Origin of the sequence: Streptomyces sp. NPDC008086 (genome assembly GCF_042957325.1) — a bacterium.
Classification (GTDB): domain Bacteria; phylum Actinomycetota; class Actinomycetes; order Streptomycetales; family Streptomycetaceae; genus Streptomyces.
This window is the reverse complement of sequence record NZ_JBIBIA010000007.1, coordinates 487,516-501,962: the sequence shown is the minus strand read 5'-3', so window position 1 is coordinate 501,962 and position 14,447 is coordinate 487,516. Positions and strand designations below refer to the sequence as shown.

The following is a 14,447-nucleotide window of genomic DNA, read 5'->3' as shown; positions in this document are numbered from 1 at the left end:
CTGATCCGTCCAATGCATGGATTCGCCATAATCGTTCCCATGGCGCATCAGCACAGCTCACAGCCTCGACTGTCACCGTCCAGTGACACAGAAGACATGACGATGTTGCTCGTTCCTCGCCTCGCCCACTTCGCCGGGGTGGCCCGGACCGAGCACGTCACCCGGGCCGCCCAGGAGATGCGGGTCCCGCAGTCCACCCTGTCGCGGGCCATGGTCCGCCTGGAACAGGACCTGGGCGTCGACCTGTTCGCCCGCCACGGCCGTACGGTCTCCCTGACCCCCGCCGGCCGCACCTTCCTCACCTCGGTCGAACGCGCCCTCGCCGAGATCGCGCGCGCCGCCGACGAGGTCCGCGCCGACGCCGACCCGGCCACCGGCAAGGTCGCCTTCGGCTTCCTGCACACCATGGGCGCGGAAACGGTCCCCGGCCTCCTCCACGCCTTCCGCGCCGACCATCCCCGCGTCCGCTTCAGCCTGGTCCAGAACTACGGCGAGGCCATGCTGGAACGCCTGCGCGCGGGCGAGCTCGACCTCTGTCTGACATCCCCCGTCCCGGACGCCCCCGACCTGGTCGCCCGCCGCCTCGACGAGCAGAAGCTCCGCCTGGTCGTCCCCGCCGACCACCGCCTGGCCGCCCGCAGACGCATCCGCCTGGCGGAGGCCTCCGACGAGATCTTCGTGACCCTGGAACCCGGCTACGGCCTGCGCCGCATCACCGACGACCTCTGTCAGGAGGCGGGCTTCAAGCCGCGTATCGCCTTCGAGGGCGAGGAGGCGGAGACCCTGCGGGGCCTGGTGGCGGCGGGCCTGGGGGTCGCCCTCCTGCCACCGCCGGCGGTGCCCCGCCCGGGGGTCGCCGAACTGACGGTCACAGCGCCACGGGCGGCCCGCGAGATCGGCGTGGCATGGCTGGCCGACCGGCCGGACACCCCGCCCGTGGCGGCCTTCAAGCGCTTCCTGCTGTCGAGAAGGGGCAACCTGCTGCCCGCGTAGGGGGGTCGTTCGGCTCACCCCTGGTCAGAAGCGGTCGTCGTGATCCATGCGGCGAAACTCGCCGCCGCGCACCGGTGGGTCCTCGCCGTCCCCCTCGGCACCGTGTTTCATCACGCTGCCCGCCCTGGTCATCGTGCTGGTCGGGCGTGGTCCGAACTCGGCGTCACCGCCGCAGCGACTTGCCGAACCCCGCGGCCAGCGGCATCCGCAGCCCCAAGGGGGGCGGGGCCGCGAACGCGTCCTGGACCGGCCGGGAGAACACCCTGCCGAACAGCACCCCCATCACGAAGTCCTCGGCCAGCGCGAGGACTTCGTCGCGGTGCTGCTGCAACCCGTGCCGATCGGAGTGCACTTCGAACCGGCACACGTCCCGGTTCGCCTTCTTCGCCCGCGCCGCCAGCCGGAACGACAGTTCGGGATCGGTCCGCTCGTCGTTGGTGCCGTGCACGATCATCACCCGCCGCCCCCCGAGCTGCTTCACCGGTTCGGGCGACGCCGCCACGTCCTCCTCCGGCAGCCAAGGCGCGATCGCCAGCACGGAGTTGACGGCCTCGTGGCCGCCCGCGCGCAGGGCCGCCCGTCCGCCCATGTCGACCCCGGCGAGACACACGGGAACGTCCCCGTAGCGGCGTACGACCTCGTCGGCGGCCCACAACGCGTCGCTCACCTGGTTGGCGTCGCTGCCGTTCCACCCACGGAACCGGTAGTGGACGACATGCGTGGCGAGCCCCTCCCCGCGCCCGGCGCGCGTCAGCCGGCGCCCCAGGGTCCGCAGGTAGGAGGGCGCCAACAACGCCGTCGGTTTGCGATGTGACACTTCGTCACCTGAGGGAAGCAGGAGGACCACTCCGCTCACCGCCGTCGGCTCCGGCCCGATCGCCTTGCCCAGCCGGACCCTGCGCACCGGCGTCGCTTGCTGTGCCATGACAGAACAGTGTCAGAAGCGAGGGTGTACGCCACCCGTCCGTGGGGTCACCGTTACGTATCGACGGATGTGTAAAGCACAAAACGAGACGAGCGGCCGGGCTCGGCGACGGACGGGCGATGCGGCGGGCCCTCTACGCGCGTAGGCGTTAGAGTGCGGCAATGACGAGCCAGACTGCCCAGAAGGCGAACATCCCGAGCTCGGACCAGATCCGCCGGGCGCCGAAGGTTCTGCTGCACGACCATCTCGACGGCGGGCTCCGCCCCGGCACGATCGTCGAGCTCGCCCGCGCGTCGGGCTACTCCCAACTCCCCGAGACCGACCCGGACAAGCTCGGCGTCTGGTTCCACGAGGCGGCCGACTCCGGCTCCCTGGAGCGGTACCTGGAGACCTTCTCGCACACCGTCGGCGTAATGCAGACCCGCGACGCCCTGGTCCGGGTCGCGCGCGAGTGCGCCGAGGACCTCGCGGAGGACGGCGTCGTCTACGCCGAGGTGCGGTACGCGCCCGAGCAGCACCTCGAAGGCGGACTCAGCCTCGAGGAGGTCGTCGAGGCCGTCAACGAGGGCTTCCGCGAGGGCGAGCGGCTCGCGCGGGAGAACGGCCACCGCATCCGCGTCGGCGCGCTGCTCACCGCGATGCGGCACGCGGCCCGCGCGCTGGAGATCGCCGAACTCGCCAACCGCTACCGCGACCTGGGCGTCGTCGGCTTCGACATCGCGGGCGCCGAGGCCGGTCACCCGCCGACCCGGCATCTGGACGCGTTCGAGTACCTGAAGCGGGAGAACAACCACTTCACCATCCACGCGGGCGAGGCGTTCGGCCTGCCGTCGATCTGGCAGGCCCTCCAGTGGTGCGGCGCCGACCGGCTCGGGCACGGGGTGCGCATCATCGACGACATCCAGGTGCACGCCGACGGTTCGGTGAAGCTCGGCCGGCTCGCCTCGTACGTACGGGACAAGCGCATCCCGTTGGAGCTGTGCCCCAGCTCCAACCTGCAGACGGGCGCCGCCGAGTCCTACGCGGACCACCCCATCGGTCTGCTGCGCCGGCTGCACTTCCGGGCCACCGTGAACACCGACAACCGCCTGATGTCCCACACCAGCATGAGCCGGGAATTCGAGCATCTTGTCGACGCATTCGGTTACACGCTCGACGACATGCAGTGGTTCTCCGTCAATGCGATGAAATCATCGTTCATTCCTTTCGATGAACGACTGGCGATGATCAATGACGTCATCAAGCCCGGATTTGCCGAACTCAAGTCCGAATGGCTGTTCCGGCAGACCAGCTCTACCAGCGGTTCTGAGGCCGAGGAGGACTGACCGGGGATCCTTCGGGCACACGGAATGCGGACGCCATTCACAATCCGTCCGCATTTCGATGTTTGCGGTGGCAGGCGGGGCGTGTTTACGGTCGAGAACCGCTCACAACCCCGTAACGAATTTCGAGGACTTACTTTCATGAAGCAGTCTGCTGCCAAGACCCTCGGTGTCGCCGCCCTCGGTGCCGCCTTCGCCGCCGCCGGCGCCGGTGCCGCGAACGCCGCTCCGGTCTCCCCGGACGCCGCGGGCGCCGCGCTGGGCACCGTCACCAGCGCGCTCCCGGCCGAGCAGCTCTCCCAGGCGGGCCCCACCGCCGGTGCGGGCCTTGCCCAGGGTGCCGCGGGCCTGGCTCAGGGGCAGGAGGCGCTCGGCGCCGGCGTGGCCGCCGCGCAGCCGGCTGCGGAGCAGGCGCTGGCGGGTGGCCCGGCCCTGCTCGCCGGTGGCCCGGCCGCCGGGGCCGAGGGCCTGCTCGGTGGTCTGCCGGTGCAGGGTCTGCCCACCCAGGGCCTGCCGGTGAACGGCGTTCCGCTGGCCTGATCCGCCTCGCTCACACCACGCCGCTGGGGCGCGCCCTTCTCGCGAAGGGTGCGCCCCAGTGGCGTCTGCGTCCTGGGCCGGGCGCTTTCGACCTGCGGCTTTGTCGGCTCCGGGGGCCGTTGTCAGTGGGCTGCGGTAGCTTCCGAGGTGTTGGGCGCGACGAGGCGTCCGACGGGATACGGCCACAGGGGTGGGTGGACGATGAGCGACGGCACGGCGACGACAATGGACCTCGACGTCAGGCTGGAGAAACACCGCGTCGAACTGACCGGGTACTGCTACCGCATGCTGGGTTCGTCCTTCGAGGCCGAGGACGCGGTGCAGGACACGATGGTGCGCGCCTGGCGGAGTTACGACAAGTTCGAGGGACGTTCCAGTCTCCGGTCGTGGCTCTACCGCATCGCGACGAACGTGTGCCTGGACATGCTGACCGCGGGCAACAAACGAGCGCGGCCGATGGACCTCACGGAGTCGACGCCGCTCGCGCAGGCGGCGCTCTCGCCCCGGCCGGACAACACGTGGCTGGAGCCGATGCCGGACAGCCGGGTGCTGCCCACGACGGACGACCCGGCGGAGGCGGCGGTCGCCAAGGAGTCGGTGCGGCTCGCCTTCATGGCGGCTCTCCAACAACTGCCGCCCAAGCAGCGTGCGGTGCTGATCCTGCGCGAGGTGCTGGCCTGGAAGGCGAGCGAGGTCGCGGAGCTGCTGGGTACGACGGTCGCGTCGGTCAACAGCGCGCTTCAGCGGGCGCGTGCGACGCTCGCCGAGCAGCAGCAGCCGGGCACCGACGCCGTCGCCTCGGACCCGCTGGACGAGGAGCAGCAAAAGCTCCTGGAGCGGTATGTCGCGGCCTTCGAGGGCTATGACATGACGGCGCTCACGGCGCTGCTGCACGAGGACGCCATCATGACGATGCCGCCGTTCGACCTGTGGCTGACCGGCGTCCGGGACATCACCGGCTTCATGACGACGCTCGGCGCCCCCTGCGCGGGGTCGCGACTGGTGCCGGTCCAGGTCAACGGGCTGCCGGGCTTCGCCCAGTACAAGCCGGACCCGGAGGCGGGCGGCTTCAGTCCCTGGGCGGTGCAGGTTCTGGAGATCTCAGACGGCCGGATCACCGGGTTCCACTGCTTCCTCGACACCAAGCGCTGGTTCCCGCTGTTCGACCTCCCCCTCCACCTCGAAGCTGAGGCCGACCAGGTCGAGGAGGGCGTGTAGCGCGGGGTCCGGGTCACGCAGCCGTATCCGGCCCCCGGCCCGGCGAGCGGCCAGTTGCAGCCGGGCCAGCAGGTCCACGACGCCCAGTCCCGGCGGTCCGAGCCCTCCCACATCGCACACCACGACTCTCGCCCCGGCGCCCTCCAACCGGGCCCGTACGGCGTCGCACAGCCCTGCCACCTCGTCCCGGGTGACGGGGCCGGCCAGCACGAGTACAGCGGGTGTCATGGCATCCACGATCGGTAGACCGGACGGGCGGGCATAACTCATCGGGCCGGGCACCGGGCGCCGGTTTCCGCTGCTCATCGTGCTTGAGCGAGGTGTCCGCCGACCGAGATCACGTTGACCTGCCGCCCTCCTTCCCCGGAGGGTTGGCTGTATGCCCCACCTATCGACACCTCCCCGAATACCCTGCGGCTTGCGCCACGCCATGGAGGCGCCGTGCAGGGGGTGCTGACGGGGTTCGCGGTGATCGCGGTCGTCATCGGGGTGGGCTATCTGATCGGCCTACGCGGCTACCTGGGGGTCCACGGCCGTGACGTCCTCACCAAGCTGGCCTTCCATGTGGCGTCCCCGGCCCTGCTGTTCACCACTCTCGCGCAGACCGACCTCTCGGTGATCTTCTCCAGCCGTCTTCTGGTCACGGCCCTGAGCACGGCCGCGGCGGCCGGTGTCTTCGTCGCGGTCGGTGTCGTACGGCGCTGGGGCACAGGCCGCACCACGATCGGCGCGCTGTGCTCCAGCTACGTCAACTCCGGCAACCTCGGCATCCCCATCGCGGTCTACGTGCTGGGCGACGCCTCGCTGGTGGCCCCCGTGCTGCTGTTCCAGCTGATCGGGGTCACCCCGATCGCCCTGACGATCCTCGACCTGTCCGGCGAGGGTGAGAAGGGCCCCTTGTGGCGCCGTCTTCTGACACCGCTTCGCAACCCGATCGCGCTGGGCTCACTGGCGGGTGTGGCGGTCTCGGCGGCCGGCGTGAAGGTCCCGGCGCCCGTCCTGGACCCGCTGACCCTGATCGGCGGCATGTCCGTCCCAGCGGTCCTGCTGGCCTTCGGCATCTCCCTGTGCGGCAGCACGATGCCCGGCCGGGGACCGGACCGGCAGCCGGTCCTGCTCTCGGTAGCGCTCAAGTCGGTGGGCCAGCCGGCGGCGGCCTGGGCTCTGGCAGCGGGGGTCTTCGGTCTGCGGGGTGCTCCGCTGCTGGACGTGGTGGTGACGTCGGCACTGCCTGCCGCTCAGAACCTGTACACGTACGCGTCGAGTTACGGGGTGGGCGAGCGGCTGGCCCGGGACTCGATTCTGCTGTCGACGGTGTTGTCGGTGCCGGCGTTGGTGGGGGTGGCGGCGCTGCTGGGCTGACGTGCGTCAGCCGACAGGGAACTCGCTGGTGTCCAGGCTCAGGTCGAAGGGATCTGGCAGCTCGATTTGGTCACCGAACTTGCCGGCGCGGAGCACGCGGTACACGTCGCCTTGAGGTTCGCCGTACAGCGTGATCGTTGGCCCGCCCGGCGCCCAGTTGTCGATGAGGAGGTAGAGCGGAACCCCCGCCTGCGCGTAACCAGCAGCCTTCTTGATCCGGTCGTTGCTCGCGTTGGACTTGGAGGTGATCTCCACGATGAGTTCCGCCGCAGCTGCAGGAATGTAGTTCCCCTCCTCGGCCCGGAGCACAGCCTTCGGTGCCACCGCGATGTCGGGGATGTAAAGCCCGTCGCGAGACGGTACCGCCGTTCCTAGGGTCTGGTAGATGCCCCATTGCATGGGGATCACCTGATACAGCTCGCGCTGCACAAGGTCGGCAATGTCGTTGTGGGCGTTGGACGGCGGCGGTGCCACGGTGACGATCCCCTCGATGATCTCCACCTTGCAGCCCTCGGGTGCGTCCGTCTCCCTCCAGATCCGGACGAGGCCGTCCCACTCGTGGCCACTGGCCGTCATGTGGTCGACGGTGAGTGCGCCCATGGCGGTCTCCAATCGGTACGTCACCGATCCCAGCATGCCGAACGGGACCGGCAGCAGTCCACCGATCCCGTTCACCCGAAAGAGGAAACCCCAGGTCAGGCGATACGTTCCAGCACCACCGGCGACGCCGTGAAGTCCGTACCCGCTGCCGCGATGTCGTACGAACCCTCCACCGACTGGAGCGCGTACTCGAAGCGCTCCGGGGTGTCCGTGTGCAGGGTCAGCAGGGCCTGGCCCTCGGTGACCGTGTCGCCCGGCTTGGCGTGCAGCTCGATGCCGGCGCCGGCCTGCACCGGGTCCTCCTTGCGGGCGCGCCCGGCGCCGAGGCGCCAGGCGGCGACGCCGATGTCGTAGGCGTCGAGGCGGGTCAGGACGCCGGAGGACGGGGCCTTGATCACGTGCTGCTCGCGGGCGACCGGCAGTTCCGCGTCCGGGTCGCCGCCCTGGGCCGCGATCATGCGGCGCCAGACGTCCATCGCCGAGCCGTCGGCCAGGGCCTTGGCCGGGTCGGCGTCCTTCACGCCCGCCGCGTCCAGCATTTCGCGGGCCAGGGCGATCGTCAGCTCGACCACGTCGGAGGGGCCGCCGCCCGCGAGGACCTCGACCGACTCGCGGACCTCCAGGGCGTTGCCCGCCGTGAGGCCGAGCGGGGTGGACATGTCGGTCAGCAGCGCGACCGTCTTCACACCGTGGTCGGTGCCGAGGCCCACCATCGTGGAGGCCAACTCGCGCGCGTCCTCGATGGTCTTCATGAAGGCGCCGGTGCCGACCTTCACGTCCAGGACGAGGGAACCGGTGCCCTCGGCGATCTTCTTCGACATGATCGACGAGGCGATCAGCGGGATCGCCTCGACCGTGCCGGTGACGTCCCGGAGCGCGTACAGCTTCTTGTCCGCCGGGGCCAGGCCGTCGCCGGCCGCGCAGATCACCGCGCCGGTGGTGTCGAGGACGTTCAGCATCTCCTCGTTGGAGAGCAGGGCGCGCCAGCCGGGGATCGACTCCAGCTTGTCCAGGGTGCCGCCGGTGTGGCCGAGGCCGCGGCCCGACAGCTGGGGGACGGCGGCACCGCAGGCCGCCACGAGGGGCGCGAGCGGGAGGGTGATCTTGTCGCCGACGCCGCCGGTGGAGTGCTTGTCGGCCGTGGGGCGGGACAGGGACGAGAAGTCCATGCGCTCGCCGGAGGCGATCATCGCGGCGGTCCAGCGGGCGATCTCGCGGCGGTTCATGCCGTTGAGCAGGATCGCCATGGCGAGCGCGGACATCTGCTCGTCGGCGACCTCCCCGCGGGTGTACGCGTCGATGACCCAGTCGATCTGTGCGTCGCTGAGCTCACCGCGGTCCCGCTTGGTGCGGATGACGGAGATGGCGTCCATGGCCATGGCTTGGCTTCCTTCCGAGGTTTCCAGAAGCCGTACGGCCCCTCCGAGCCGGTCGCGTGGAGCGACTGGGAGGGGCCGCACGGGAGTTACTTGCTGAGGTGGCCCGGCCCGAAGGCCTGCGGCAGCATCTCCGAGAGCGGCAGGATGCCCGCCGGGGTCTCCAGCAGCAGATCCGGGCCGCCGAACTCGTACAGCAGCTGGCGGCAGCGGCCGCACGGGACGAGGACATCGCCCTTGCCGTCCACGCAGGTGAAGTGCGTGAGCCGGCCGCCCCCCGAGTTCTGCAGCTCGGAGACCAGTCCGCACTCGGCGCACAGGCCGACGCCGTACGACGCGTTCTCGACGTTGCAGCCGGTGATCGTGCGGCCGTCGTCGACGAGGGCCGCGACGCCGACCGGGTAGCCGGAGTACGGGGCGTAGGCGCGGGACATGGCGTCCCGGGCCGCCGCGCGCAGCTTGTCCCAGTCGACGGCGTGGGAGGCGGCGGGCGACGTCACTTGCCCTGGCCCTTCTTGTACGGCAGACCGTCCGCCTTCGGCATCCGCAGGCGTTGCGCGGAGAGCGTCAGGACGACGAGCGTGACGACGTACGGCGTGGCGGAGACGACCTGGTTGGGGACCTCGTTGGTGGTGGCGTACCAGGTGTAGACCAGGGCGCCGACCACCGCGGTGATCATCGACGGGGCGTACTTCTTGCGGACCACGAGCCAGATGGCGCCGATGATCAGCAGGAGCGCGCCGAGCAGCAGCAGGGCGTGGACGTTCTGGGAGCCGCCGCGCAGGTTGAGGCTGTCGGTGTAGCCGAACAGGCCGGCGCCCAGGGCGAGGCCGCCCGGCATCCAGTTGCCGAAGATCATCGCCGCGAGGCCGATGTAGCCGCGGCCGCTGACCTGGCCCTCCAGGTAGAAGGGGTTGGCGACGATGGAGAGGAAGACGCCGCCGAGGCCGGCCAGGCCGCCGGAGATGATCACGGCGATGTACTTGTACTTGTAGACGTTCACGCCGAGGGACTCGGCCGCGACCGGGTTCTCACCGCAGGAGCGCAGCCGCAGGCCGAAGGCGGTGCGCCACAGGATCCACCAGGTGCCGGGGATCAGCGCGACGGCGATCAGGGTCAGCCAGGAGACGTTGGTGACCAGGCCGCCGAGCAGGCCGGCGATGTCGGAGACGAAGAACCAGCCGTGGTTGTTCAGGTCCCGCAGCCCGTCGGACAGGCCCGGCACGGTGAAGTGGCCGAGGGAGTCGACCGCCGGGGACTGCTTGGCGGAGCCGCCCGCGTGGCCCTCGAAGGCGAGGGGCGCGAGGTAGCGGGTGATGCCGAGGGCGAGGATGTTGATCGCCACACCGGAGACGATGTGGTTGACCCGGAAGGTGACGGTGGCGATGGCGTGCAGGACGCCGCCGATGCAGCCGCCGATGATGCCGACGACGACACCGGTCCACGGGCCCCACTGGAAGCCGGCCCAGGCGCCGAACCAGGTGCCGAGGATCATCATGCCCTCGAGGCCGATGTTGACGACGCCGGCCCGCTCGGCCCACAGACCGCCGAGACCGGCGAGGCCGATCGGCACGGCGAGCTGGAGCGCGGTGGACATCTGGCTGACGTTGGTGATGCCGTCGGCGCCGGTGATGATGCGGACGATCGAGGTCAGCGCCAGGGCTCCGGCGATGACCAGCAGCAGGACCGACCACGACAGGCGGCGGCCCTTCGGTGCCGCGGGCTGCAGCGTGGGCTGGTTGACGTCGGTCGCGGTGGTCATCGGCCAGCCACCTCCTTCGTGGTGTTGTTGTCGGCGCCGAGGACGTGACCGGCGGCCAGTTCCGCGCCGACCCGGCGCTGCTGGCGGCGCAGGCCCCACTCGCGTACGGCCTCGTAGGAGACGACGACCGAGAGCACGATCAGGCCCTGCATGATGACCGCGATCTCCTTGTCGTAGCCGTGGAAGTCCAGCTCGGGCGACGCCTTGTCGAGCCAGGCCCACAGCAGGGCGGCGAACGCGATGCCGACCGGGCTGTTGCGGCCGAGCAGGGCGATGCCGATGCCGAGGAAGCCGATGCCGGTGGGGAAGTTCAGGCTGTAGGTGTGGGTGTCGCCGAGCAGGATCGGCAGACCGGCGAGGCCCGCGATACCGCCGGAGAGCAGCATGGCGGTGAGCACCATGCGCTTGGGGTCGACACCGCTGGCCGCGGCGGCCGTCTCGGAGGCGCCGGAGGCGCGCAGGTCGAAGCCGAACCGGGTGCGGTTGAGGACGACCCAGTAGGCGATGCCGAGCAGGACGGCGAGGAAGACCAGGCCGTAGATCTCGCCGGCGTCGCCCATGTCGATGCCGGGGACCCAGCCGGACTCGTGCATCTCGCCGGTGGTGTTGTTGTTGCCGACCTTGACGCCGAAGACGTTCGGCAGCCACAGGTAGGCGATGACCGAGGTGGCGATGGCGTTCAGCATGATCGTCGCGACGACCTCGCTGACGCCACGGGTGACCTTCAGGATGCCGGCGATACCGGACCAGAAGGCGCCGGTGCAGACCGCGGTGAGGATCAGCAGCGGGACCTGGAGGGCGGCCGGCAGGTTCGCGTGGGCGCCGACGACGGCGGCCATCATGGCGGCGAGCTGGTACTGGCCGTCGACACCGATGTTGAACAGGTTCATCCGGAAGCCGATGGCCACCGCGAGGGCCGCGATGTAGTACATCGAGGCCTGGTTGATGACCAGCACCTGGATGTCCGAGAAGCCGATCTGCTCGAACATCAGGGTGTACGGCTCGACCGGGCTCTTGCCGGAGGCGAGCAGCACGATCGCGCTGAGCACGAAGGCCACGGCGAGCGCGATGACCGGTCCGGCCACCGCGAGGAGCACGCGCTCCTTGTCGAACTTCTTCATCAGCGGGCCTCGTCTTCCGGAGCCTCGGGAGACTTGCGGATCTCGGGGGTGTCTGCGCCGGGCTCGGCGTTCTCGTCGTGTTCCAGGTGGCCGGTCGCGGCGCCGGTCATGGCCGAGCCCAGTTCCTCCGGGGTGATGGTGGCCGGGTCGGCGTCCGCGACCAGCTTGCCGTTGTAGATCACGCGGAGGGTGTCGGACAGGCCGATCAGCTCGTCCAGGTCGGCGGAGATCAGCAGCACGGCCAGGCCCTCGCGGCGGGCCTCGCGGATGTGGTCCCAGATGGCCGCCTGGGCGCCGACGTCCACACCGCGGGTGGGGTGCGCGGCGATCAGGAAGCGCGGCTTGTGGCTCATCTCGCGGCCGACGATCAGCTTCTGCTGGTTGCCGCCGGAGAGCGAGGCCGCAGTGACGTCGATGCCGGGGGTGCGGACGTCGTACGCCTCGACGATGCGGCGGGTGTCGGCCTGCGCGGCCTTGGGGTCCAGCCAGACGCCCTTGGCGTTGGGCTTCTCGGTGACATGGCCGAGGATGCGGTTCTCCCAGAGGGGGGCCTCCAGGAGCAGGCCGTGGCGGTGGCGGTCCTCGGGGATGTAGCCGATGCCCTGCTCGCGGCGCTTGCGGGTGGTCCAGGAGGTGATCTCCTCCTCGGCCAGTGCGATGGTGCCGGAGTCGGCGGCCTTCAGGCCGATGAGGGCGTCCACCAGCTCGGTCTGGCCGTTGCCCTCGACGCCGGCGATGCCCAGGACCTCGCCCGCGTGGATGGTGAAGGTGATGTCGTCCAGCAGGGCCTTGCCGCCCACCGCCTCCAGGCGCAGCTTGTCGACGGAGATGACCGGGCGGGCGGTCACCGTGGACTCGGCGGTCTCCGGCGTGGGCAGCTCGCTGCCCACCATCATCTCGGCCAGCTGCTTCGGCGTGGTCTCGGCGGGGACCGCCGTACCGACGGTGGTGCCGCGGCGGATGACGGTGATCTCGTCGGCGACGGAGAGCACCTCGCCCAGCTTGTGCGAGATGAAGATGACCGACAGGCCCTCGGCCTTGAGCTCGCGCAGGTTGTCGAAGAGCGAGTCGACCTCCTGCGGCACCAGGACGGCGGTGGGCTCGTCCAGGATGAGGGTGGTGGCGCCGCGGTAGAGGACCTTGAGGATCTCCACGCGCTGGCGGGCGGCGACACCGAGCTCCTCGACCAGGCGGTCGGGCTGTACGCCGAGGCCGTAGCGGTCGGAGATCTCCTTGATCTTGCGGCGGGCCTTGGCACCGATGCCGTACAGCTTCTCGCTGCCCAGTACGACGTTCTCGAGGACGGTGAGGTTGTCCGCGAGCATGAAGTGCTGGTGGACCATGCCGATGCCGCGGACGATGGCGTCGGCCGGGGACGAGAAGGTGACCTTCTCGCCGTCGACCGCGATGGTGCCCTCGTCCGGCTTCTGCATGCCGTAGAGGATCTTCATCAGCGTCGACTTGCCGGCGCCGTTCTCGCCGACGAGGGCGTGGACGGTGCCCTTGCGGACGGTGAGGTGGATGTCGTGGTTGGCGACGACACCGGGGAATCGCTTGGTGATCCCGGCGAGTTCGACGGCGGTCGCCTGACCGTTGACCGCCGCGCCGGCCGGAGGGCTGCTGGACGCGTTGATGGCGCACTCTCCTGGGGACGGGGGTCATCTACGCGCGTAGCGCCCCTATGGCCTGAAAGGGGCCGACGCGCCGCGACCAACGGGGTACGGGGAAGGCCCTTGGAAAGCCTCCCCGTACCCCGTTGAGCGGACGTAACCCCGGGGTTACCGCTGCTCAGGGTGTTGCTGCAATCAGCTGGACTTGACCTTGATCTCGCCGCTGATGATCTTCTCCTTGGCCGTCTTGATGGCGTCCTGGAGCTCGGTGTCGTCCGCGAACTTCGGGTTGGAGTTCGACAGGCTCACCTCACCCGTCTTCAGATCGCCACGAACGATACCGGTCTCGGGCTTGCCCTCCTCGACCGACTGCGCCAGGTTGTACACCGCCTTGGCGACGTCCTTCATCGCCGAGGTCAGGATGTAGTCCTTGTACTTGGCAAGGGCTGCCTGCTTGTACTGGTCGGAGTCGACGCCGATCGCCCACACCTTGTTGGCGGCGGCGGCCTCGATGACACCCTGGCCGGACAGGCCGGCGGCCGCGTAGACGACGTCGGCCTTCTTCTCGATCTGGCCCTCGGCGGCCGACTTGCCCTTGTCGGGGCTGGAGAAGCCGCCCTCCTCCGCGGTCTGCGTGAGGTACTGGGAGAGGACCTTGACCTTGCCGCCGCTGGTGTCCTCGACGCCCTGCTCGAAGCCGGCCTGGAACTTGTGGATCAGCGGGATGTCCACGCCGCCCACGAAGCCGACGGTGTTGGTCTTGGTGCTCTTGGCGGCGGCGACACCGGCCAGGTACGAGGCCTGCTCCTCGGAGAAGACCAGGTCGGCCACGTTCTTCGACTCGACGGTGGAGTCGTCCACGATGCCGAAGGTGGTGTCCGGGAACTTCTCCGCGGCACCCTTCACGGCGGCGGCGTACGCGTAGCCGACACCGATCACCGGGTTGTAGCCCTGCTTGGCCAGCGACACCAGTCGCTGCTCCTTGTCCGCGTCCGTCTCGCCCTCGGTGGGCTCGACGTCGGCGGTGTCGTACTGGAACTCCTTCTTCGCCTGCTCCAGGCCCGCGTACGCGGCGTCGTTGAAGGACTGGTCGCCCTTGCCGCCGACGTCGTACGCGATGGCGAGACCCTTGTCGCCCTTCGAGTCCGACGACGAGGCGGACGTCGAGGTGCCGCCACAGGCGGACAGCGCGAGGGCCAGAGAGGCGGTCGCTGCGCCTGCGACCGTGATCCGGGAAATCCGGCGCATGTGTAGGTGCTCCTGTCGTACTGGCGGGGCCGGAGAGGTGTGGGTACCTTCCTGCGTCGTTCGGTGCGTGCTCTCGGTGTGCCGGACGAAGGTCCTCGTAGCGGAGCTACTAGGGCCTTTGGCCGGTGCAGCGAGAGCGCGTGCCGGGCGGCGCGGGGGCGTGCCCACACTTCTCCGGGGTCGACCAGCGCCGGACGGTACTGCTGCACAGAACAGGTTCACAGCTACGGCGCTGACTTTCGTCGCAGATTAACGCGCGTAGACAAGCCTGAAAACCCCTTCTGTCCACCTTGTTATCCGCCCGTGGCCAACACCATGTCGGACCTTGACCAAGGGCGGGAACGCCACAGCGGGCGGGCACCCCCCGGAT

Annotated in this window: 14 protein-coding genes; 5 read left to right on the top strand and 9 right to left on the bottom strand. The window is 69.8% G+C overall.

Translation table 11 applies throughout. The features are described from left to right. The first annotated feature begins 39 nt into the window (after nucleotides 1–39). On the top strand, nucleotides 40–993 hold the full coding sequence (locus ACFZBP_RS26835) for a LysR substrate-binding domain-containing protein (RefSeq protein WP_383455669.1): 954 nt from the start codon (nucleotides 40–42) through the stop codon (nucleotides 991–993). Nucleotides 994–1,156: 163 nt separating this feature from the next. Here ACFZBP_RS26835 and ACFZBP_RS26830 read toward each other — a convergent pair whose 3' ends face one another. Then, a complete protein-coding gene (locus ACFZBP_RS26830) occupies nucleotides 1,157–1,918 on the bottom strand; it encodes an alpha/beta hydrolase (protein ID WP_391416716.1) in 762 nt (253 codons plus the stop codon). 161 nt (nucleotides 1,919–2,079) lie between these two features. On the opposite strand from ACFZBP_RS26830, the gene ACFZBP_RS26825 reads away from it, so the two are divergent. The 3 genes from ACFZBP_RS26825 (at nucleotide 2,080) to ACFZBP_RS26815 (ending at nucleotide 4,998) form a co-directional block, all read left to right on the top strand. Further along, entirely contained in the window at nucleotides 2,080–3,243 is a 1,164-nt protein-coding gene (locus ACFZBP_RS26825) for an adenosine deaminase (protein WP_391416714.1), read from the top strand. Nucleotides 3,244–3,381: 138 nt separating this feature from the next. After that, complete coding sequence (locus ACFZBP_RS26820; protein ID WP_383455678.1) at nucleotides 3,382–3,780, top strand: ATP-binding protein; 399 nt, start codon at nucleotides 3,382–3,384, stop codon at nucleotides 3,778–3,780. Between the two features lie 201 nt (nucleotides 3,781–3,981). Then, the gene (locus ACFZBP_RS26815) at nucleotides 3,982–4,998 is read left to right on the top strand and encodes a sigma-70 family RNA polymerase sigma factor (RefSeq protein WP_383455681.1); all 1,017 of its coding nucleotides are present in this window, start codon (nucleotides 3,982–3,984) and stop codon (nucleotides 4,996–4,998) included. On the opposite strand, the gene ACFZBP_RS26810 is transcribed toward ACFZBP_RS26815, so the two are convergent. Next, the gene (locus ACFZBP_RS26810; RefSeq protein WP_383455993.1) at nucleotides 4,882–5,268 is read right to left on the bottom strand and encodes an STAS domain-containing protein; all 387 of its coding nucleotides are present in this window, start codon (nucleotides 5,266–5,268) and stop codon (nucleotides 4,882–4,884) included. The genes ACFZBP_RS26815 and ACFZBP_RS26810 overlap by 117 nt on opposite strands. Nucleotides 5,269–5,439: 171 nt before the next feature. Between ACFZBP_RS26810 and ACFZBP_RS26805 the strand changes: the two genes are divergently transcribed. Further along, nucleotides 5,440–6,360, top strand: coding sequence for an AEC family transporter (locus ACFZBP_RS26805; RefSeq protein WP_391416712.1), 921 nt, complete (start codon nucleotides 5,440–5,442; stop codon nucleotides 6,358–6,360). Between the two features lie 6 nt (nucleotides 6,361–6,366). On the opposite strand, the gene ACFZBP_RS26800 is transcribed toward ACFZBP_RS26805, so the two are convergent. The 7 genes from ACFZBP_RS26800 to ACFZBP_RS26770 form a co-directional block, all read right to left on the bottom strand. Continuing rightward, a complete protein-coding gene (locus tag ACFZBP_RS26800) occupies nucleotides 6,367–7,035 on the bottom strand; it encodes a Uma2 family endonuclease (protein WP_391416710.1) in 669 nt (222 codons plus the stop codon). Between the two features lie 20 nt (nucleotides 7,036–7,055). Continuing rightward, nucleotides 7,056–8,333 (bottom strand): thymidine phosphorylase, encoded by a 1,278-nt coding sequence (locus ACFZBP_RS26795; RefSeq protein ID WP_391416911.1) that lies wholly within the window; start codon nucleotides 8,331–8,333, stop codon nucleotides 7,056–7,058. Nucleotides 8,334–8,425: 92 nt separating this feature from the next. Continuing rightward, nucleotides 8,426–8,836, bottom strand: coding sequence for a cytidine deaminase (locus ACFZBP_RS26790; protein WP_383455690.1), 411 nt, complete (start codon nucleotides 8,834–8,836; stop codon nucleotides 8,426–8,428). Beyond that, on the bottom strand, nucleotides 8,833–10,098 hold the full coding sequence (locus ACFZBP_RS26785) for an ABC transporter permease (RefSeq protein ID WP_383455693.1): 1,266 nt from the start codon (nucleotides 10,096–10,098) through the stop codon (nucleotides 8,833–8,835). Before ACFZBP_RS26785 ends, ACFZBP_RS26790 begins: the two co-directional genes overlap by 4 nt. Continuing rightward, the gene (locus ACFZBP_RS26780) at nucleotides 10,095–11,219 is read right to left on the bottom strand and encodes an ABC transporter permease (RefSeq protein ID WP_391416707.1); all 1,125 of its coding nucleotides are present in this window, start codon (nucleotides 11,217–11,219) and stop codon (nucleotides 10,095–10,097) included. Before ACFZBP_RS26780 ends, ACFZBP_RS26785 begins: the two co-directional genes overlap by 4 nt. Then, nucleotides 11,219–12,853, bottom strand: coding sequence for an ATP-binding cassette domain-containing protein (locus tag ACFZBP_RS26775; protein WP_391416908.1), 1,635 nt, complete (start codon nucleotides 12,851–12,853; stop codon nucleotides 11,219–11,221). The genes ACFZBP_RS26780 and ACFZBP_RS26775 overlap by 1 nt, the downstream gene beginning before the upstream one ends. 171 nt (nucleotides 12,854–13,024) lie before the next feature. Continuing rightward, nucleotides 13,025–14,077 (bottom strand): BMP family protein, encoded by a 1,053-nt coding sequence (locus ACFZBP_RS26770; RefSeq protein ID WP_383455698.1) that lies wholly within the window; start codon nucleotides 14,075–14,077, stop codon nucleotides 13,025–13,027. Between the last annotated feature and the right edge of the window lie 370 nt (nucleotides 14,078–14,447).